The following is a 20,394-nucleotide window of genomic DNA, read 5'->3' on the forward strand; positions in this document are numbered from 1 at the left end:
CTGGACTTCCAATACTCCGGGCGGGAACTCGCGAACGGTTTCGCGACAGTGTGAGTGGATGACTCACATCCGCGGCAACCACATGCCCATGGTCGCGGCAAAGATACCAACGGCCATAAAGACGGTCAGCGGCACCAGGGTGCCGACAAAGGCGAGCCGTGCGCCCTGCCCGGCTTCGTGCTTCTGACAATGGAAATACCATTGCAGCATGGCCAGCGGGACCAGGTACTGACCAAAACCCAGGGCGTACAGGAAGGGCCCGGTGAAGGATTCCCAATCGATACCCCACCCACCGGTGAGCATCACCCAGCCCATCAGGACCACACGAAAGAACCACACCGCACTGGCGGCCAAGAACAGGCGCAGGGCCCAGCGCCGGTGCTCGGCAAAGCGGCCGGCCATGGCATTGCGCAGCGCCAGGAACGCAAACACCAGAATCAATATCCCATCGATCGAGATACTGATCTGCGACACCAGATCGCCAATGCTGTGACGAGTCCAGGTCATGTACAACCCACCGACGCTGCTGATGACGGCGGCCACAAGGTAGCTGCGGCCCAGCCAGCGGTGGAACTTGGGCGCATGCCGGCGTACGGCAGGAATCAGCTGCAAGGGACCACCACCGATCACGATCGCGGCCAGCAGAACGTGCGCCGCCGCGGCCAGGTTGCCCAGCGTATCGCCCTCGCGAAAGCCCGCCGGCAGGTGCAGGCCCTGCAGGCCGTGAAGTCCCGACTGTGCGATGGGCGGGTAGAAGACGGCGAGAATGTAGGCAAGGAAGATCCAGTGGCCCGCCGCAGCGAGGCAAAACCAGGTTTTTACCGACAGGTTGACGGCCCGCCGCGCATCGAACGGGCGGAGCAGTGTTGGACTCAGTACAGCGTCGTTCATAGTGTTTCTCCTGGTGTCTGTGTAGCGGGACTCACGCGGCTCATGTAACTCACAGGGTGTTGGCTCACCCTGGTTTCCACGGCATGGTCCTCTCGGGCTCGGCTGAATATGCCCGGCGAGCATGGTCAGCTTTTGTAGGTCTCTGCACATCCGCCACAGGCAGGAATCCGATCTCCCCCAAAAGGTGGAGATAGCCCTGTTGCCAGCTCCCCCGCAAGGCTCATGACAGCTGGCCGCGCCTGGTTTAGCATGCGGGAATGAAGTCGCCGCCCCCCAAGACGCAGGCATCAAACCCGCCCGATGCCGACACAGAATTACCCAAGCTTCCGGTCTGGCAGCCACTGCGCGGACCATTCGAGCGCTGGCCGCAGCTGACCGACCTGCTCATCGCCCTGCTCGCCTTTTTGCTGACGCTGCTGATGTGGTCCCGCCAACAGGCTCACGATGTCCTGGCCTTACAGAGCCTGTGGGATATCGCCGCCTTTCAGTGCGCCTTCGTCGGCTGCTTCGCCCTGTTATGGCGCCGCACCCACCCCTGGCAGGTGCATACCGTGATTCTGGGAGCCAGCCTGATTCTGGAACTTGGGTTGCCGGCCAATGGCATCGTTGCCCTGGCCTTTTCGCTCTACAGCCTTGGCCGCTACGAGCCCAATGCCCGCATCAGTTTGATCGCGGTTTTTGCGACGCTGGTTTACGTGGCGCTTGATATGAGGGTCCTGATTCAGCCCACGGCCTCAGGCACCGTGGCGGTCGTACTGGCGTGGGTCCTGTGGCACATCGGCCGCCGACTGCGCTTTCGCGGCGAATACCTGCGGTTGCTGGAAGAGAGAGCCGAGTATCTGGAGCGCGAACGCAATGCCGAGTCCGAGCGCGCTGTGGCGGCCGAGCGCACCCGAATCGCGCGCGAGATGCACGATGTGGTGGCGCACCAGGTCAGCCTGATGACGGTTCAGGCCGGCGCCGCCAGAACCATCTGCCGCAACAACCCAGTGGCGGCCGGTGAGGCCATGGCTGCGGTGGAGGCGGCGGGTCGCCACGCCCTGTCGGAGATGCGGCATCTGCTCGGCGTTCTGCGCCCGGCCAGCGACGAGGCGAAACTCACCCCACAGCCAGATTTGAACGATCTCCCGGCCCTGATCGAGAAGGTCCGACAGGTGCTGGCCAGGGTGGACTATGAAACCCACGGCGACTTCGCGGCTGTGCCCGCCAGAGTCGCCCTCGCCGCCTATCGCATCATCCAGGAGTCATTGACCAACGTCATCAAACATGTCGGTGCCGAGGCCAGCGTGATCGTGAACGTGCACCTGGAGCCGGGTCAACTGGCTATCTGTGTTCACGATGACGGGCACGGCGCCGCTGCGCAGCCTATGGGTGAACAACACAGCGGCGGACACGGCATCGCCGGTATGCGCGAACGCGTGGAACTGCTCGGCGGCCGCCTGCGCGCCGGTGTGGTCGATGGCGGTGGCTTTGAGGTGACTGCACAATTGCCCACTGCGGATGAGGGAAGCTGATGATACGAGTCATGGTGGTGGATGATCAGGCGCTGGTGCGGCGCGGTTTTGCCCTGGTGCTGGACAACGAGCCCGATATTGAGGTGGTGGCTGAGGCCGGCACCGGCGTCGAGGCCATTGAGGCAGCACGCGAGCAGCAACCGGACATCATCCTGATGGACATCCGCATGCCGGAGATGGACGGGCTGGAAGCCACAGTGCACATCTTGGAAGCCGGCGACGCAGCCTGCCGGGTCATCATCCTGACCACCTTCGATCCCGACGAATACGTGTTTCGTGCGTTGCAGGCGGGGGCCAGTGCTTTCGTGCTCAAGGATATTCCGCCCGAGGCACTGGTGCAGGCGGTGCGCACGGTTGCGGATGGCGGTGCCATGCTCGCACCCGGTATCACCCGGCGCCTGATCAGCCAGTTTGCGCAAAAGTTGGGAGCGGGACGCAACCTGGCCGAGCGCTTGCAGCGCTTGACCACACGGGAGCGCGAGGTGCTGGCAGCGATTGCCGCTGGCAAGAGCAATGCCGAGATCGCCGCAGCCCTGTTTATTGGCGCGGCCACCGTCAAAACCCACGTGTCCAGTGTGCTATCCAAGCTGGGATTGCGCGATCGGGCCCAGGCCGTCGTCTTCGCCTACGAATGCGGCCTGGCCACCGTCGGGGAGCGCGATGTTGGTTTCTAACGCAAGACTTTCCAGCCCAACATCAGGTTTGCCGCGCAATGCGCTGTACAACCTTGCCGCTGTCGCTGCTGTATTCCTGAGCGTTTTCCTGACCCTGGGCGCCTACGGCCATTTTGCCGCTGTTTGGGTGCAGATGATGGGCGAGGATACTGCCATGCTGCGTCGCCTGCTGCTGATGCTGCCCGGGGCCATGCTCGCCGGCACCGCCGTGTTGAACATCCTGCTCAGTAAGCCTCTATGGCAAGCGCGTGGCTTCGCGCTCACCGTCGCCCTGGCGGGCAATCTGCTTACCATGGCCTACCTGGTCTACCTGCTGATACGAGGTGTGCCAGGCCACCCTATTGGTACCTTCCTAGCCCTGGAAATGTCGTATTTCATCCTGCTGGTGGGTATACGGGCGGGTCTGGTTTGGCCGGCGGTAACTGAAACGCCAGCTGATGCCGAGACGAAATAACGCCTCTGGTGGCGCCTGTCACTGTGTCAGCGAGCAAGTATTGAACAATTAGGGGCAGATCAACATTCTAGCACTACATACTCTCAAGCAGATTAACGCCATAAAGTCGATCTGCCCCATTTATTAGTCACCACGAAAGACGAGCGGCTACACGCGCCTCATCAGCGTGCAATGAAAACAACCAGCCATTGCGCTCACACAGCCGCTGAACGATACCCAGACCCAGACCATAGCCGTTAGACGACGATACCTCGGTCAGTGAGTGCCCCTCATCAGCGTCACTACTCACTTGATTGGTGACGAATAGCGCGTGCTCCTTGATGTGAATCGTGATCGGCCCCTGCCCGTCAAGCGTGTGTTCGAATGCATTTCGCACCAGATTATTGACCGCGATGGAAAAAGCCTGTGAATGCCCGTTGGCCATAGGTCTTGATCGGTCATCAATCTCAACATCGATCAAGTCGATTTCAACATCGACGGACTTGCCGCTCAACAGGTGGCGCTGCTGATCTATCGCCTGGCTTACCAGCGGCATCACTGAAAACTGCTCGTCATACAACCCATCGTCGGTTTCGCGAGCAAGGCACAGGAACATATCAATCGTGGCTTTCATTTCGAACGTTGCACGCCTCACTCGATCCACCACCTTCGCATCGGTCTTTGACAGATCGCTTTGTTCCAGCAGCTCAAGCGCGCCCATTATCACCGTGATCGGCGTCCGCAGCTCATGACTGGCTGAACCGGTAAAGTATCTCTCCCTCTCAACAAATGCGCTGATACGCTCAAGCGTCTTCTCAATGGTCCTGGCGAGTACGCCAACCTCATCATCGCCGAACCGGCTGGACGCTATGCGTTTATGATCTTCGGCCGATAGTTTTTCCGGGTCTATGTCCGCGACCACTTTGGCGAGTTGCACGACAGGGGCGACAGCCCTACGCATCACGAGAACGCCCAACCCGAAACCAAGAACACCGAGCGTACCCACGACTCCGGTGATCACGAGCAGCCACCACCAATCCTCTGACGACGCAGCCTCAATCCCGGCAACGTCGAAAACCACAAATGCGTGTCGCTGTTCACTGTCGATAGGCACTACCGCGACATGTAATTCTTCCGCCTCGAATTCATACACCCCCTCATCGGGGCTTGTCTGCGCCCACTCCCTGAGTGATTCCGGCAAGCTTCCAACCTCATCGTATCCGCGAATATTCATCGTCAAAGAGGGATAGCTTTCGGCGGCACGCTGCAGCTGACGCGCCAGCGCCCGGTCTTCGCTCAACTTGAGCGCTGCGAAGAAAGCGAATCCCCAGGCCAGGCTGAGCACAGCAACACACACCGCAAATGCGATGGCGACACGCTTGCGTAAACTGTACCGGTACATTACTGAGGTTCCTCTGCAATTCGGTACCCGATGCGATGCACCGTATGAATCAGTGGTCTATCAAACGGCCGATCGATCGCCTGCCGCAGCTTGTACATGTGCGAGCGAAGCGCATCACCATCGGGGCGTTCGTCAGCCCACAACAAAGTTTCGAGATCATCGCGAACCACCACAGACGGCGCCGCCTCCAGCAATCGTTGAAGTAGCCTCATGCCCGCAGGGGTGAGATCGATGCGCCGCCCCGCGCGATGCACTTGCAGTGTGGACCGGTTCATCGTCAGATCACCTACCGTTAGCAGGTTTTCGGCTTTTCCATGCCGACGTTTGTACAGCGCCTGCAGCCGCGCATGCAGCTCTTGCAATGCGAATGGCTTGACCAGATAGTCATCAGCGCCCGCCTCGAACCCCTTGAGTTTATCGTCCAGCGTGTCTCTCGCGGTCAGCATAAGCACCGGCGTTTCTACTCCGGCATCAGCTCGCAGCTTCTGGCAGAAGCTCAGGCCATCCATCCTTGGAAGCATGAGGTCGAGAACAATCACATCGAACCGGTTCGTCAACGCCAGGTGCATAGCGCTTACACCGTCATAGGCAAAATCCATTACATAGCTATGCTTTTCAAGATACGCGGCAATATTCTCGCAAATGTCGCGGTTGTCCTCGACAATCAACACTCTGATCGGCGCCGCACCTAGCGCATGTACCATCTGCTGCTCCCCCTTACCAGGCACGATTTACCGGGCACGATCTACCAGGCATAGTCCAGCCGCAGCCCAATAAGCGGCTCGGCTTCGCTCTCATCTTCCACTTCAACACCTCGACGGTAGTCAAACTCGGTGTCGTCGCTCGACGACGCTGCCGTTACATTGATGACATCGAGAAAGGCTGTTACATCGATGGGGCCAAATGCGCGTCGATAGTCCACGCGAACATTCAACGAGCCGAAACCGCTATTGCGACCGACATTACGCTCAGTGATCTCTTTCGAGTAGCGTAAGGGTTGTCCGGCTTCCAATACGTCTGAGTGAATAATAAACACATCGTCTGGCCTGCCGGAAAGGTATTTATAGCGCCCGGCGACCTTCCAGCGGTTGCTGACTTCCCAGGTCAGACCGAGGGTCGCGACATGCTCGCGGCTGAATTCGGCGGCAACGGCACCGCGACCGTCTTTCCGGTCGACCGTGGCATCGTTATACGAGTAGGTTGCGGTAGCGTAAATGCCCTTGCGAATCGTACCGTTGGCCACGACATCGACGCCGTACGATGAGCCGTCACCAACGTTTGCAAAGGTGCGGCTTGCCCGGTCAAGGTCTACCACCAGGCTGTCCAGATTTTGATAATAGGCTTCAGTCAACACCGACCAGCTGTTGTTCGGGAAATACTCGAAACCGAAACTAACGTGCGTGATCTCTTCGGTCCCAAGGTCATTCAACTCGTTAGCGGCAAGTTCTAAAAACCGTGGCGACTGATGAAAGAGACCTGCAGTCGCAAAATACCTGATTGTCTTACCCGGCCGCCAATTGACGCTGAACCTGGGCGACGCGAAGCTTTCGTCTGCAAAGCCGTCCCGTTCGAAGCGCACGCCTGTGCGAAAATCCCAATCGCCGAGCTCAAAGAGCTGCTCTACATAACCTGCGTAGCTCGTTTCCTTCTGAATCAGTGAAGAGTTGATGCTCTCGGGCGTCAGCACAATATAATGCTGATCGGGGTCCGGTCTAAAATCATCGTCGTCGTAGACAAACCGGACCCAATCACCATCCAAGTCGGTGTTGTAGTCCAGTTCAATTTGCGTTACTCGAACACCGGCACTGAACACGCCCCATTGATTCACAGTCTCGAAGTCGCTTCTCCAGCCGATCTCTGTCTCATCTTCACCGATGGTAATAATGTCTTCCCGCACCGGAAAGCTGGACGCGGGCGATCCCGCAGGTACCAGATCAGGAAATGATTCACCCTCTGAACTGATCTTGTCGCTTGTGCGGTAGTATACCTTGTTGGTCAATACAGCTTCTTCACCGATCAATGATCGCAATGTCAGACCGTACAAATCACTATCCTGTTCAGAATATTGAAGTGCAGCATCTTCGAAATTGGGTGACGCAAAAACATGCGTCACACCGCGGGTATAGTCTTCGTGGGTATCCATCAGCAGGATTTCGAAGGTGTGGTTCTGGTTCACCGGTATGACCGACTTTACGATGACGTCTCGCAAGACAGGCGCTCCAATGTCGAGCTCTTCGATCGTTTCAAAAAATGAGCCGAAGTCCAGTCGACGAGCAGAAACGAGCAAAGTCGAGTCTTCAGTGATACCGATAGGGCCATCGTAACCCACTTCATAGCCCGCAAGGTCGAGGCGCAGACTCGCTGACGGGCTTGGATTGCCATCGGCGACTTCCAGCTTGAGTAGCGATGCCGCCCGGCCGCCATAAGCCGCGCTCCACCCACCCGGTGAAAATTCTGCACCGCTGATCACGTTCGGTGCAAAAATCGAGAAACGGCCGCCACCACCGACATCTTCTTCTTCACCCAGCGTCGCATCAAAGTGTATCGCTTTATCAAAGGGAAAATCATCAACGAACAACAAATTATCCCTCGGGCCACGACCGCGTACGCTAAAGCTCGCGAATTCACTGGCGGATGCCAGGCCAGGTAGACCATCCAGCGAGAGAAGCGGATCTGCGCCGCCGCCAACAGCACTTCGCAACGCTTCTCTATCGAGATAGGCACTGTTAACTGATAATGGTTCAGCTTGCTGTCCGAGAACCGCCACTTCTTCTATTGCCTGTGCTCCAAGCTCGAATTCAAGCTTGATATTTTTGCGCGTAACCACGCGTACACTTGGCTCATACAACGCATTGAACCCGTCTTTGGCCACCCTCACCGAGTAGAGGCCGGGGTCGAGCTGTTCAACGACAATGCGACCCTGTGCGTCGGTTTCTACAGATCGCGTGGAATTGGTTTCCCGCTCCTCGAGCGTGACCTGCACGGCTGAGAGTGGCCGGTCAGTATTCTGATCTCTGACTACGAAAGTCAGCGCACCGGGCGCCTCTGCTGCGTGGGTAAAAAGTGGAAACCCAATCAGGAGCGCCGATAGTGTCAACCGCGATCCCTGTTTCAATTGCCCGCTCATCTTGCTATCCCTCCAACGATCTGCCGTATTTATTTGGTGAAACGCTGGGAGGTTAGCAACGCCAATGTGACTAAAAAGTCGCTGGAATGTGAAAGCTACATCAGAGCCCGGATGCCTACAGCCGGTTCAACTCAAGGGCAATACCGGCACCATGCTATGTAACGCAGCGCGCGGGACGTTTTGAAACGCCACTTGCGTCTCACCCATCCTGACTTTCATGAATATATAGTATTTTGAGCAAGCCAGCCCGCCTGGGACCTCTTTTTAACCGCTGGAGACCCAAAGCAACTCCGCTCACTTGTTTAAAAAAACCTCGGTTTTCCTTCCTCTATCCGCTATCGAATAAAAAACCACCAGATAGTGACTCGAATTTCCTGCATGCCGCATTCCACCAGTCGCCAACACTAACCTGCCGTAATGAATAAATGGGATTACCCATTAATGGGACCATGTCAAATGTAAGGCCTGACTCCGTGACCTGTGACCTGTGACCTGTGACCTGTGATCTGTGATCTGCGTGATCTGTACACGCTCTAAAATGTGCGGCCTTGCCAGGCCGCTGCTGACCCCAATTATTGTTGTGACCTCATTAATTGTTGTGAGCCCATTAATTGTTGTGTAGTAACGGAAGTTTATTGCTATTGTTCCTAATAGATCCCATGCGGGTCAGGATAGCTCTTTAATTCTCCTTCGTGAAAAACTAGATAATTTCCTGCCTGATTGATCACCAGCAGAGGAAAACCACGCCAATAATGGAAGTTATTTTCATTGTTAAGGTGATAATAAGCGTCGTTCTTTGCTGCAGGTTCGAAGAAGAATATTTGTATGCCCGCTGTTTTATTTATGTGAGTCACGTAAATGAAAAAAATCAAATTCCCTAGCAATAAAGAATTGGCTAATCTGCAGCCCTGGGTTATATGGGTAGGTTCTATTGTTGCTGCCTCAATAGCTCTGGGGTTGACGTATATTTTAGTTACACTTATTTTAGTTGAGAAGAATATCAAAATTTCTGACTACGTTCAGACTTTAATTTTAGCAGTACTATCGGGAACACTTATTTATACATGGATTCAGCACAATAATTATGAACAAACTCAACAGTCAAAGGTGTTTCTTGATAAATCAATAGAATTACTTGATAAAGCCTATACTGTATTGGTTGAATCTGATTCATCTATCACTAATGACCCTTTATGTTGGATTACTTCAGCAAGGTTAATTAGACGATCGGATGACTTGGCAAAGGACATTACTTTTGACGCACATCAGATTTTATATCTAGCGGAACATGACTATCAACGACACAGATTTTCAAATATTTTTCAATCCGGAGAGGAATGCTTGCCATCTATTTTTTATCTCGGGAGTTCTCAGAATGCAAAATTGACTCTCGGAGAAGCAGCATTGATTTCGGCTGCATATGGTGTTGAAAGTTGGATTCCAATTGATGCTATTTCTGTTATTTATAGATTTTCCGTGTTTCCGCCAAATTTTAAAGACCCATTAAAGGATTCTGACCCATTGACGCTCCATGCGTATTTACGGATGCGCTGGGAGCTGAAAAACAAGGAGCTATCCAGATATTTGACTTTTAGAAATAGATTCGAAGTTAAGGAAGGAAAGATATATTACCGGAAAGATCCTGGTGGTCGCCTTAAAGAATTGGATGCTTATGCGATTGATAAGGAAATTGATGAGCTAGATTCTTTGTTCCCATATTCACTTCATGATAAACCATTTGCAAGGAATTCTTGATATAACCCAATGGTTCAATAGGGATATATAAAGTGTATGTAGTGGTCAACTCTTTTAAGTATGTGTATCAAGCCAAATGGATGTACAACTAGCACTCTGACTCTGGAATTGAATTGGACACCCACCAAAGAATTGAATTGGAGAAGAATTGAATTGGACACCCACGAGAGTGTAAATAATTCTGTATAACTACCCCTGCCGGTTGCTTACTGGTAGTCGGCGAGTCGATCACCGAACTCGATCATAAATCGGTTTAGAGCCGGCTTCCAGTTGCGGATCGGCATCGTCCATTTTTTCGACGCGACCTGCATAGCTAGGTACACGACTTTCATCGCGGAGTCGTCAGTGGGGAACACTTTACGCTGCTTGGTGGCCTTGCGGATGACGCTGTTCAGCGACTCAATGGCGTTGGTGGTATAGATCACCTTCCGTATCTCCGGCGGGTACTCGAATAGTGTGATCAGGTTTGGCCAGTGCGTGGCCCAAGACTTGCTAATCTGCGGATAGATTTCATCCCACTTCTCTGCAAAACGGTCTCGCTCCGTCTGAGCAGCCGCTTCTGTGGCCGCGGTATAGATTTCCTTTACATATTGGGGGGGGGCAGAGTAAAATTTTGGCACCTAAATTCACCGTTCAATTTAACGACAAAACTTTACTCTGACCCGATCTATTTTATTCAAAACGGGTGACCCAGTTATCCCTATCCCCCTATTTTAAGCTATTCAAATATTTCTGAGGAACGAGTGCATTTCCGTCTCGAAACTCTTCAACCAAATGAATGTTATCAAAGTCATCAAAGTAATCCTTTGGGACATGCTCAAATACAATCATTTGAAAGGATTGCTTCATATCGCTCAAAACGTTGCCTATAAAACCATCCAATAGCTTAAACGCATCTATAACTTTTGCCCTATCCGAGTGTTGCAGCCTTGTCTCAGAGACATTTTCTTCTTCGCCATAATATGGCCTGCTTGGTTGATCAATTAATAAAAAAGAAGGAACGTGATTAGTGTTTTTGGTCAGCATTAGTTCATGAAGCCCTAAAAACATAAACAAATGTTTAAACATATCGTTTGAACTGCTTCCGGCAGCTTCAACATAAGTCGTTTTTGGCTTCCTAAAATCAAGCTTTTTATCTTTATAATTGAAGACGGGTAAGTAGCCGCCATAATTCTCTAGAGATGGCTCGACTAATTTCATGTAGTCTTGAATTATTTCCTCTAAAACTTTGACACACAACTCCCTGCTCTCTGTAGTATCAATAACCTGAATGGAGCTTATCTGACCTTCAATTTCTGCTGTTGATATTATTTTATCAAAATCATTTTTTGGATGATAAAGATCTAGCTTTGTTTTTGTTTGGCCAAGGAAAATGTACTTATCTCTATCGTCCCCAAAGCTTTTGACCTGCCTGGGCAAACCTTTCGCCTCCTGCTCAAGTTCATTTATTAAACGCCTGCACGCGGCTATTTCATCAGTGGTTTTCCCGTCAATTGGTGTTCTCTTTTTATTGAGATGCTTAATTTTCTGCAAGTCTTCTTCTAGTGAAGTTATCAGAGTGTCAAAAATGGACGTTTTTACTATTTCATCTTTGTTTCTCCAGTATTCTACTGGCTTCAAGCTGTCCTCAATGACATTTAGGCTAGACTTGTACTCGTTGTATGCAGATTGAAACCTCATAAGATTTCTCACTTTTCTCTCTAGCAAGTTCTTCTCTGATATTATTTTATCAAACCTGTTGCCTTTTGCGCTATAAGCTTGGTTAATTCCATCATCAATGACAGACTTTAGGGATTCTATTGAGCTTGGGATATCATCGACTTCATCAATAAGCCCATATTCTTTTGCTTCCATGGCGATACTTTGAAGATCCTCATGAAATTCGGATTTTCTCTCTGAAATTTGTTTGTTCTTTTTTTCTATTTTCACCAGCCTGGCTTGCAGAGATAGCTTTTTCTCGCGCTTTAGAATGTTTTCAACTGTCTCAATCCCTACAGCCAAGTCAAAAACCCGAGGAAGCGCCTCCCTGTATCTGTTGTCATTTTGTTTATCAAAAAAAACTTCGCTATGCTGAATTATGTCTCCTGAGATGGTGCAAAATAACATGAAATATCTTAATGAAATTTTACTGTCGGCCTTTAAGGATTTACCACCAAATGGAATTTTTACATCCTTATCAATATTAAATTCAGTTTCCAGTATCTCTTTGAGGCTTCCCTCTGTCATGTTCGGAGATGGGAGCTCAGGAATCTTACCTGTCGATGAAAAGTAATAATCACTTGATACGCTGTTTTTGTTGGGTGATTTTCTTGCTATAGTGAAATCTTTGTCATTAACTTTAAAGTTAAGCCCATACCAGGCTACATTTTCATTTATTTGGCTTTCGGCTATTTTGTGCTTTGATGCGAAAAGGCAGTAATCAACAATATGCAGAATTGCTGTTTTCCCAGTGTTTGACTCTCCAGTTATCACATTTACTTTGTCTTCTTCAAATTTAAGCTCTCTCCTATAGCCACCTTCATCATTCATCCAAAGGATTATTTTTTTTATTGAAAACTTCATAGCTCAACCCTTAAGTTCAAATACAGGCTTGATGCATCTTCATTTAAAATCTTTGCAATATTATCAGAGGCTTTTAAGGCTCTCTTTAGTCGACCGCCCATTGAATTCACGCATTCAACTTTCTCTCTCGAAACGATATTTGAGTTCTCTATTGACACCACATCGACCTCAGAGAGAAATTGCAGTGCATTTAAGGATGTACTCAAATTATCGTAGTATCGTTTATTAAAATTTGAAAAGCAGTGAAGCTTATCCACTATTAACTTATCGAGGCCCCTTACCTTGGTTTTCCCATTAGCCAAATATGACAGAAGTTCTTTGTGCGCCAAGAAAGGCATTATTAGCAATGCTTTTGTTAGCTCAAGCTTTTCTGATTTTTCTATGACCATGGCAATTGCCAGTGAGGCAAAGGCCAAGTTATTTATAGTATCTGTTCTCACTTGTACTTTTCTTTCCAATCTTTATGCCAACCAATTACAGGCTTGTTTGATAGGCTGTATAGGCTCCCATGCCCCATATCTGACAGTAATTTTTGCCCTGATATTGAAAGCTCCTTGCCTCTCATTGCTTTCAGGATCTTGTGGGCAATATCAACATACTCACCAGGATTGTCCCTCCTCCTATATGACGATCTAAATTCCGTCTCCCACTGACGAAAAATTTCATCTTCAAATATTTCAATTTCTTCAGATGTCAGCTGACCTTCATCAACCCAATTAGACAAATTACTTTCTAGCATGAGCCTATAACGAGTATAATTTTGGATGACTTCCTGCTCGCTCAGTTCAATATCTTCTATTTCTAAGAGCTGCTTAATAAAAATTTGCTCTTCTATTCTATCAGGGAGTCCGCCTTCAAATTTCCGTATCTTGAGTTCAGGGTTGTTTGCGATATCAAAGTATCTGCGAAACTTACGACTTCTTTCTTCAAAAGAATAAATAAGCTTTTTGCTATCAGAGAAGTTCTTAAACATATCTTGTCGTACAACTGAATCTAACTGATTAAATAGATTTTCAATTTCTCTTGGATTAACATCTTTTTCCTCGAGAGCTGTTTTGCACTGGTCAATTATGCTGTCAACATTCAACTCGGATTTTATGTTGCATAAGAACTTACTCAAGACTGCTTCACCCAGGCTAATAACTGAACCTAGATAACTCTTCGTTTCTTCTGATTTAGTAGATTCGCACAGTTCTTTGAGGTAGTTATTTATTTTCCCAAAATTAATTTTTCCGACCTGAAAATCAGAAAGGTTTGATAAAAAGGTGTTGTTCGATGAGAATGACTTATTACTTGCCAAGACAAAGGTGGTTTTCCCTACAAATTTTAACTGATCATTCAGACTTACTCGGCCGTCATTTTCATCTGCTATCACAGCACTCCAATTATGCATCGTCTTCCATAAGTCGGGATCAAGCTCGGTTAAATTGGCGGCAGTTCCATCAGTTTTTTTTTGGATAGTGTGCTTGATTTGAATAAGAATTTGGTGATTATTGTTTAGCTGAGTATGTACATCATCCAAAGCTTCAAATCCAATCGTTTCGCCTTTCTTGAGTGTCAGCAGCTTATACAAGAAATAGTAATACTGGAAATCAAATCCAGCAATTGTCCCTGCGGCAGATGTTTTTTCAGTATGAGGCTTACTGGTCACATTAAACTCTTTCCAATTTTCGTCAGTTCATCTCTGTTGCAATTCAGACCATACGAAATGCAATGACAACTTGCGCCTTTCAAGCCTGCTCTGGCTCGACATCGGATACTCGTAACATTACTGTATGACGCTGCCATAACCAGCAGCTGGAGCACAGCGTGGGCTGACCGGCCCCATTAGGTACGTAGTTAATGCCTCGTTAGGTGACTTGTCACATCTGAGCAAACAGAGACCCTGATTGAGTAACATGAACCTGTTTTGATAGTAGGTTCTCAAAAAATTCTTGAGGTGCAAGACGTTCATAGACATCCAAAAACTCCTCTATTAGCACGAAATAATTTTCATGCTTGCCTGAAACTACTTCTCTCCAAATACTAGGCCTATAACGAACTAATATTGATAGGGAGTAAAGCAAGGCAACGCATATCGCCCTGTATTCACCCACTGATCCGAATACAGGAATTATTACGCTAGAACTGGTGTATGGACTGCGATGCTGTTTGATCGCTCCGTGCCAATATTCTTCTTCAGGGTGTTTAACTAATGCTTTAAAATGAAGGCCGGGATATTCGGACACCTGATATTCAATTTGGTCTATTGGTAGTGATAAAGCCGCTATATCTTCTTTCGATTTAGAACATGAAATATCATTGATCGTAACATAAGTTTCTCTAAGTCTCGGCTGGTTAAATCCAAAACTACCATTTGCCTCTGAATCATGATTAAAGGTCAGCCAATTGGGTGGGGAGTTTGTGACTAGCAAGAATAGATCTTCTAGCTCGGGTATTCTTGAGAATAACTCAATAAGAGTAGTGACTTCACTTTTTGATAGATCTATATCGGCAGGCTTTTTTGGCTTTTTAGCTGGAAAAGATGAAACATCAGCGCCTAAGAATTCTACCCATTTCTTGAAAAATCCGTTCGACAGCACTCCTACTAAAAAACCTTCAAAGGAATTATCGTCAACCGAATCAAATGTATAAAGGCCATGACCATATTTAGTCATATTCTCCACTTCATCAAGCGATGCAGGGCCTTCTGGGGATGCAAGCATTTCCGCAGATGCAAATGCTATTCCTCCGTAATATAGACTTACAATTCTCTGGTTTAACTTTTGCTCACTTGCCGCTTCAAAGTAATCACAGCCATTTTGAATACAGAATGCTAACCCCTCAGCTTTAGCTTCAGCTATCTCATTGGAATAACTAAGCCCCATTGAAACATATCTCTCAACAACCAATTTTTTTGATAGGCCTTTGGTCTTAAACTGCTTAATTCTGCTCCAAATTTGTTTAATGGGATTCTCTGATTGAATATAGCTTGCAAATTCTCTTGGCTTGATCTTAGGTTTTTCTGGTCCGCCAGTAGAAACCTTCCCATTAGAAACTAATGAATTCCATTTGATAATATATGATTGGATACTAGATTTTTCGATTACTTCTGTTTCAATTCCGTAGGCATATGATTCAAGATGATAAAAACTGCCATTGATAACTATTAAGTCGACAATATTATCTAATACTTTGTAAATTCCATTTGCAGTAGCGCAAGAATACAGCAACCCAATTTTAAACTCAGCGTTAGACTTTTTCAGTTTTATTACAATATATTCCCCGTTGGGAAATTGCCCATCGATTGAGCATTCCCAATTGTGTTTTTCAAAAGGCTCAATAATATCGCGTTTTGCATTGACCTCTAGAATCCCTAACCTTGTTTCTTTTCCTGAATCCATTACTCTCTATTTCTCGACTTTCATCTAACAGCTTATTAAACAGACACTGCTATATAATTCAGTTCCCGTTAACCCTGCGATAAACCAACCATCTATTGTCCCAAACACCCAATTAATCAATTGCTTGTAATGGAAGGGGCTGTCTTTCGAAAAGTGTTATATGGCACAGCATCTCTATAAACCTTTATATCGTCGCACTCGATGTTATTTAAATCCCCTTTTAAGTCAACGAATTGGCTTTCATTTGATGAATTTGACGCCAGATACTGCTCTATTAGATAGTTACAAATTGAATATCGATTAAAATTTAAGCGGGCAGTTGCACACATAAAAAAAGCGAGCCTCAATCGAGGCTCGCTTTTTCGACTCCCGAAATCAGCTTAAACAGTACCTGCCGCTATCCGCGGCTCCCACTGCAAGCCAGACTAGAAGCAGGCGCCAGGCACCCTTACCCGTCCTTCCATCAGAATTCGCGCACTGCGGCTCATAATCGCCTTGGTAGCAATCCACTGCCCATTGACGACTTCCGCTTCCGCGCCAACGCGCAGGGTGCCGGACGGGTGGCCGAAGGTAACGGCATTGCGCTCCCCTCCCCCGGCGGCCAGATTGACCAGGGTACCGGGAATGGCGGCGGCGGTGCCGATGGCGACGGCGGCGGTGCCCATCATGGCGTGGTGCAGTTTGCCCATGGACAGAGCGCGCACTAGCAGGTCGATATCGGCGGCCACAACTTCTTTACCGCTGGATGCGGCATAGTCCTTCGACGGCGCGACGAAGGCGACCTTGGGGGTATGCTGGCGGCCGGCTGCGTCTTCCACCTTGTCGATCAGCCCCATCTTCACCGCACCGTGGGCGCGGATGGTTTCGAACATGGCCAGGGCCTTGTCGTCGCCGTTGATGGCTTCCTGTAACTCGGTACCTTCGTACCCGATCTCTTCGGCGTTGACGAAGATGGTGGGGATACCGGCGTTGATCATGGTGGCCTTCAACGTGCCGACACCGGGTACTTCCAGTTCGTCCACCAGGTTGCCGGTGGGGAACATGGCGCCCTCGCCGTCGGCCGGGTCCATAAACTCGATCTGAACCTCGGCCGCGGGGAAGGTGACGCCGTCCAGTTCGAAATCGCCGGTTTCCTGTACTTCACCGTTGGTGACGGGTACGTGGGCGACGATGGTCTTTTTAATATTGGCCTGCCAGATGCGCACGGTGCAGATGCCGTTTTCGGGAATGCGCTCGGCAGCGACGAAGCCGCTGTTGATAGCGAAGGCACCGACGGCGGCGGTGAGGTTGCCGCAGTTGCCGGACCAGTCCACGAAGGGTTTGTCGATGGAGACCTGGCCGAAGAGGTAGTCGACGTCGTGGTCGGGCTGTTCGCTCTTGGACAGGATGACTGTTTTGCTGGTGCTGGAGGTGGCGCCGCCCATGCCGTCGGTTTGTTTGTCGTAGGGGTCGGGGCTGCCGATTACTCTTAGCAGGAGGTTGTCTCGCGGTTGGCCGGGGACCTGGGCGGGTTCGGGCAGGTCTTGCAGACGGAAGAAGACGCCTTTGCTGGTGCCGCCGCGCATGTAGGTGGCGGGGACTTTGATTTGGGGGGGATGAGTCATAGGTTTACTCATTCAATCGTTTTTTTTGGGGTGTGGCCGCCCCGTTCAGTGTTCATTTGTCACCTCGGGGAAGGGAATCCAGCTCAGTGGTTCCTGGATTCCGGCCTTCGCCGGAATGACGACAACGCGTGAAATTGGGTTTTGCCTTACGTAGGGTGTGCCGTTCGTACCGGTTCGGGGTTTATGCCAGAACCGGTGTCTGGTGGTGCGCGCGGCGCACCCTACGTTTGTTCGTTATTCCGGCTTAGGCCGGAATCCAGTGCCGCGACGCTGGATACCGGCCTTCGCCGGTATGACGAGCGAAGGTGGCAGGTATAACGAGTCGCCTATTTTAGGCTGTCGCTTCGGCTTCGAGGAAGTCCTTGGCGAAGCGTTGCAGTACGCCGCCGGCGCCGTAGATGGAGACTTCTTCGGCGGTGTCCAGGCGGCAGATTACCGGGACTTCTACGGTTTCGCCGTTCTTGCGATGGATCAGCAGCGTCAGGGTAGCGCGGGGCTTCTGTTCGCCGATCACATCGTAGGTCTCGGTGCCGTCGAGTTCCAGGGTCTGGCGGGTGGTGCCGGGCTGGAATTCCAGCGGCAGTACGCCCATGCCGATCAGGTTGGTGCGGTGGATGCGCTCGAAGCCTTCGGCGACGATGGCTTGCACACCGGCCAGCGCCACGCCCTTGGCGGCCCAGTCGCGGGAGGAGCCCTGACCGTAGTCGGCGCCGGCCACGATGATGAGCGGCTGCTTGCGGTCCATATAGGTCTCGATGGCTTCCCACATGCGCGTCACCTGGCCTTCCGGCTCCACGCGGGCGAGTGAGCCCTGGCGGATGTTGCCGTTGTCGTCGCGCACCATTTCGTTCAGCAGTTTCGGGTTGGCGAAAGTGGCGCGTTGGGCGGTCAGGTGGTCGCCGCGGTGGGTCGCGTAGGAGTTGAAGTCCTCCTCCGGCAGGCCCATTTTCGCCAGGTATTCGCCGGCGGCGCTGCTGGCCAGGATGGCGTTGGACGGCGACAGGTGGTCTGTGGTGATGTTGTCACCGAGCACCGCCAGCGGGCGCATGCCTTTCAGCGCGCGCTCGCCGGCGAGTGCACCTTCCCAGTAGGGCGGGCGGCGGATATAGGTGCTCATCGGGCGCCAGTCGTACAGGGGCTTGCCCTTCTCTTCTTCCGCCTTGTTCAGGTCGAACATCGGGATATAGACATCGCGGAACTGCTGCGGCTTTACGCTCTGTTTCACGATCGCGTCGATCTCTTCGTCGCTCGGCCAGATATCTTTCAGGGTGACCGGGTTGCCGTCTTTGTCATGGCCCAGTGCGTCCTTCTCGATATCGAAACGCATGGTGCCGGCAATCGCGTAGGCCACTACCAGCGGCGGCGAGGCCAGGAAGGCCTGCTTGGCGTAGGGGTGGATGCGACCGTCGAAGTTGCGGTTGCCGGACAGCACGGCCGTCGCGTACAGGTCGCGGTCGATCACTTCCTTTTGAATAGCCGGATCCAGCGCGCCACTCATGCCGTTACAGGTGGTGCAGGCAAAGGCGACCACGTCGAAGCCCAGCTGCTGCAGATACTGCAGCAGGTCGGCCTCTTCCAGGTACATTTTTACCGTCTTGGAGCCCGGTGCCAGGGAGGTTTTCACCCACGGCTTGCGGGTCAGGCCCAGCTTGTTGGCGTTGCGAGCGATCAGGCCGGCGGCAATCATGTTGCGCGGGTTGCTGGTGTTGGTACAGCTGGTGATGGCGGCGATGATCACGGCACCGTCGGGCATCAGGCCCTCTTCTTCCTTCCATTCCTTGGCGATACCGCGGTTGGCCAGTTCGGATACCGGCAGCAGCGCGTGTGGGTTGGACGGGCCGGCCAGGTTGCGGCCGACGGAAGAGAGATCGAATTTCAGTACGCGCTCGTATTCGGCGTCTTTGAGGGTTTCCGCCCAGAGGCCGGTTTCCTTCGCGTACTTTTCTACCAAGGCCACCTGCTCGTCGTCGCGGCCGGTCAGCTTCAGGTAGTCGATGGTCTGCTCGTCGATGGCGAACATACCGGCGGTGGCGCCGTACTCCGGCGTCATGTTGGCGATGGTGGCGCGGTCGCCCAGGCTCAGGTTGGACGCGCCCTCGCCAAAGAATTCCAGGTAGGCGCCGACCACGCGCTCGCGGCGCAGGAACTCGGTCAGGGCCAGTACCAGGTCGGTGCCGGTGATGCCGGGGTTCAGCTTGCCGGTCAGTTCGACGCCGATGATATCGGGCAGGCGCATATAGGAGGCGCGGCCGAGCATCACGCTCTCGGCTTCCAGGCCGCCGACGCCGACGGAGATGACGCCCAGTGCATCCACCATCGGGGTGTGGCTGTCGGTACCGACACAGGTATCCGGGAAGGCGACACCTTCACGCACCTGTACCACCGGGGACATCTTCTCCAGGTTGATCTGGTGCATGATGCCGTTGCCCGGCGGAATCACGTCGACGTTTTCAAATGCGGACTTGGTCCAGTTGATAAAGTGGAAGCGGTCTTCGTTGCGGCGCTCTTCCACTGCGCGGTTCTTTTCGAATGCGTTTTCTTCGAAACCGGGGTGCTCGACGGCCAGGGAGTGGTCGACGATCAGCTGGGTCGGTACCACCGGGTTGATCTTGGACGGGTCACCGCCCTGCTCCGCAATGGCGTCGCGCAGGCCGGCGAGGTCCACCAGTGCGGTCTGGCCGAGAATATCGTGGCACACCACACGCGCGGGGAACCAGGGGAAATCCAGTTCGCGTTTGCGTTCGATGATCTGCTTCAGCGCTGCAGCCAGATTTTCCGGCTCGCAGCGGCGCACCAGGTTTTCCGCCAGGATGCGCGAGGTGTACGGCAGCTTGGCGTAGGCGCCGGGCTGGATGGCGTCGACGGCGGCGCGGGTGTCGAAGTAATCGAGGTCCGTGCCGGGGAGGTTTTTGCGGTATTCGGTGTTCATCATTTGGTAAATCTGTCTACTCGTATCTGTGGTCAAATTCCGGCACGAAACTGTAGGAGCGGCCCATGGCCGCGATTGATATCTACGGTTGCGATAGAGTCCGATCGCGGCCATGGGCCG

The 20,394-nt window shown here is 51.6% G+C and carries 14 protein-coding genes and 1 pseudogene; 4 read left to right on the forward strand and 11 right to left on the reverse strand.

Annotated features, from left to right (window positions below; all coding sequences use genetic code 11):
- Positions 1-63 precede the first annotated feature (63 nt).
- The gene (locus IG627_RS12205) at positions 64-891 is read right to left on the reverse strand and encodes a DUF2306 domain-containing protein (protein WP_193192651.1); all 828 of its coding nucleotides are present in this window, start codon (positions 889-891) and stop codon (positions 64-66) included.
- Between the two features lie 257 nt (positions 892-1,148).
- On the opposite strand from IG627_RS12205, the gene IG627_RS12210 reads away from it, so the two are divergent.
- The 3 genes from IG627_RS12210 to IG627_RS12220 are packed head-to-tail and all read left to right on the forward strand — an operon-like array spanning position 1,149 to position 3,533.
- Positions 1,149-2,405, forward strand: a complete 1,257-nt coding sequence (locus IG627_RS12210; RefSeq protein WP_193192652.1) for a sensor histidine kinase — start codon at positions 1,149-1,151, stop codon at positions 2,403-2,405.
- Positions 2,405-3,079, forward strand: coding sequence for a response regulator (locus IG627_RS12215; RefSeq protein WP_193192653.1), 675 nt, complete (start codon positions 2,405-2,407; stop codon positions 3,077-3,079). Before IG627_RS12210 ends, IG627_RS12215 begins: the two co-directional genes overlap by 1 nt.
- A complete protein-coding gene (locus IG627_RS12220; RefSeq protein WP_193192654.1) occupies positions 3,066-3,533 on the forward strand; it encodes a hypothetical protein in 468 nt (155 codons plus the stop codon). Before IG627_RS12215 ends, IG627_RS12220 begins: the two co-directional genes overlap by 14 nt.
- Positions 3,534-3,660: 127 nt before the next feature.
- On the opposite strand, the gene IG627_RS12225 is transcribed toward IG627_RS12220, so the two are convergent.
- The 3 genes from IG627_RS12225 to IG627_RS12235 are packed head-to-tail and all read right to left on the reverse strand — an operon-like array spanning position 3,661 to position 8,041.
- The gene (locus IG627_RS12225) at positions 3,661-4,914 is read right to left on the reverse strand and encodes a sensor histidine kinase (protein WP_193192655.1); all 1,254 of its coding nucleotides are present in this window, start codon (positions 4,912-4,914) and stop codon (positions 3,661-3,663) included.
- Positions 4,914-5,618 (reverse strand): response regulator transcription factor, encoded by a 705-nt coding sequence (locus IG627_RS12230; RefSeq protein ID WP_193192656.1) that lies wholly within the window; start codon positions 5,616-5,618, stop codon positions 4,914-4,916. The genes IG627_RS12225 and IG627_RS12230 overlap by 1 nt, the downstream gene beginning before the upstream one ends.
- A gap of 41 nt (positions 5,619-5,659) precedes the next feature.
- The gene (locus IG627_RS12235) at positions 5,660-8,041 is read right to left on the reverse strand and encodes a TonB-dependent receptor (RefSeq protein WP_193192657.1); all 2,382 of its coding nucleotides are present in this window, start codon (positions 8,039-8,041) and stop codon (positions 5,660-5,662) included.
- Between the two features lie 858 nt (positions 8,042-8,899).
- Here IG627_RS12235 and IG627_RS12240 point away from each other — a divergent pair.
- On the forward strand, positions 8,900-9,796 hold the full coding sequence (locus tag IG627_RS12240; protein WP_193192658.1) for a hypothetical protein: 897 nt from the start codon (positions 8,900-8,902) through the stop codon (positions 9,794-9,796).
- 206 nt (positions 9,797-10,002) lie between these two features.
- On the opposite strand, the pseudogene IG627_RS12245 reads toward IG627_RS12240, so the two are convergent.
- The 7 genes and pseudogenes from IG627_RS12245 to acnD form a co-directional block, all read right to left on the reverse strand.
- A pseudogene (locus IG627_RS12245) lies at positions 10,003-10,410 on the reverse strand (transposase); the annotation flags it as partial.
- A gap of 94 nt (positions 10,411-10,504) precedes the next feature.
- On the reverse strand, positions 10,505-12,358 hold the full coding sequence (locus IG627_RS12250; protein WP_193192659.1) for a DUF3732 domain-containing protein: 1,854 nt from the start codon (positions 12,356-12,358) through the stop codon (positions 10,505-10,507).
- Positions 12,355-12,798 carry a three component ABC system middle component gene (locus IG627_RS12255; RefSeq protein ID WP_193192660.1) on the reverse strand — a complete coding sequence of 148 codons (444 nt, stop codon included), beginning with the start codon at positions 12,796-12,798 and terminating at the stop codon, positions 12,355-12,357. Before IG627_RS12255 ends, IG627_RS12250 begins: the two co-directional genes overlap by 4 nt.
- Entirely contained in the window at positions 12,795-14,009 is a 1,215-nt protein-coding gene (locus IG627_RS12260) for an ABC-three component system protein (protein ID WP_193192661.1), read from the reverse strand. Before IG627_RS12260 ends, IG627_RS12255 begins: the two co-directional genes overlap by 4 nt.
- Positions 14,010-14,220: 211 nt before the next feature.
- Positions 14,221-15,741 (reverse strand): YaaC family protein, encoded by a 1,521-nt coding sequence (locus IG627_RS12265; RefSeq protein ID WP_193192662.1) that lies wholly within the window; start codon positions 15,739-15,741, stop codon positions 14,221-14,223.
- A gap of 425 nt (positions 15,742-16,166) precedes the next feature.
- Positions 16,167-17,345, reverse strand: a complete 1,179-nt coding sequence (gene prpF / locus IG627_RS12270) for a 2-methylaconitate cis-trans isomerase PrpF (protein WP_193192663.1) — start codon at positions 17,343-17,345, stop codon at positions 16,167-16,169.
- A 331-nt stretch (positions 17,346-17,676) separates the two neighbouring features.
- On the reverse strand, positions 17,677-20,277 hold the full coding sequence (gene acnD / locus IG627_RS12275) for a Fe/S-dependent 2-methylisocitrate dehydratase AcnD (RefSeq protein ID WP_264300007.1): 2,601 nt from the start codon (positions 20,275-20,277) through the stop codon (positions 17,677-17,679).
- Between the last annotated feature and the right edge of the window lie 117 nt (positions 20,278-20,394).

The sequence above is a fragment of the Microbulbifer taiwanensis genome (assembly GCF_014904815.1).
GTDB lineage: Bacteria > Pseudomonadota > Gammaproteobacteria > Pseudomonadales > Cellvibrionaceae > Microbulbifer > Microbulbifer taiwanensis.

Coding starts and splice junctions, on each gene's coding strand:
- IG627_RS12205 (WP_193192651.1), bottom strand. CDS start 891: ATGAACGACGCTGTACTGAGTCCAACACTGCTCCGCCCGTTCGATGCG.
- IG627_RS12210 (WP_193192652.1), top strand. CDS start 1,149: ATGAAGTCGCCGCCCCCCAAGACGCAGGCATCAAACCCGCCCGATGCC.
- IG627_RS12215 (WP_193192653.1), top strand. CDS start 2,405: ATGATACGAGTCATGGTGGTGGATGATCAGGCGCTGGTGCGGCGCGGT.
- IG627_RS12220 (WP_193192654.1), top strand. CDS start 3,066: ATGTTGGTTTCTAACGCAAGACTTTCCAGCCCAACATCAGGTTTGCCG.
- IG627_RS12225 (WP_193192655.1), bottom strand. CDS start 4,914: ATGTACCGGTACAGTTTACGCAAGCGTGTCGCCATCGCATTTGCGGTG.
- IG627_RS12230 (WP_193192656.1), bottom strand. CDS start 5,618: ATGGTACATGCGCTAGGTGCGGCGCCGATCAGAGTGTTGATTGTCGAG.
- IG627_RS12235 (WP_193192657.1), bottom strand. CDS start 8,041: ATGAGCGGGCAATTGAAACAGGGATCGCGGTTGACACTATCGGCGCTC.
- IG627_RS12240 (WP_193192658.1), top strand. CDS start 8,900: ATGAAAAAAATCAAATTCCCTAGCAATAAAGAATTGGCTAATCTGCAG.
- IG627_RS12250 (WP_193192659.1), bottom strand. CDS start 12,358: ATGAAGTTTTCAATAAAAAAAATAATCCTTTGGATGAATGATGAAGGT.
- IG627_RS12265 (WP_193192662.1), bottom strand. CDS start 15,741: ATGGATTCAGGAAAAGAAACAAGGTTAGGGATTCTAGAGGTCAATGCA.
- prpF (WP_193192663.1), bottom strand. CDS start 17,345: ATGACTCATCCCCCCCAAATCAAAGTCCCCGCCACCTACATGCGCGGC.
- acnD (WP_264300007.1), bottom strand. CDS start 20,277: ATGATGAACACCGAATACCGCAAAAACCTCCCCGGCACGGACCTCGAT.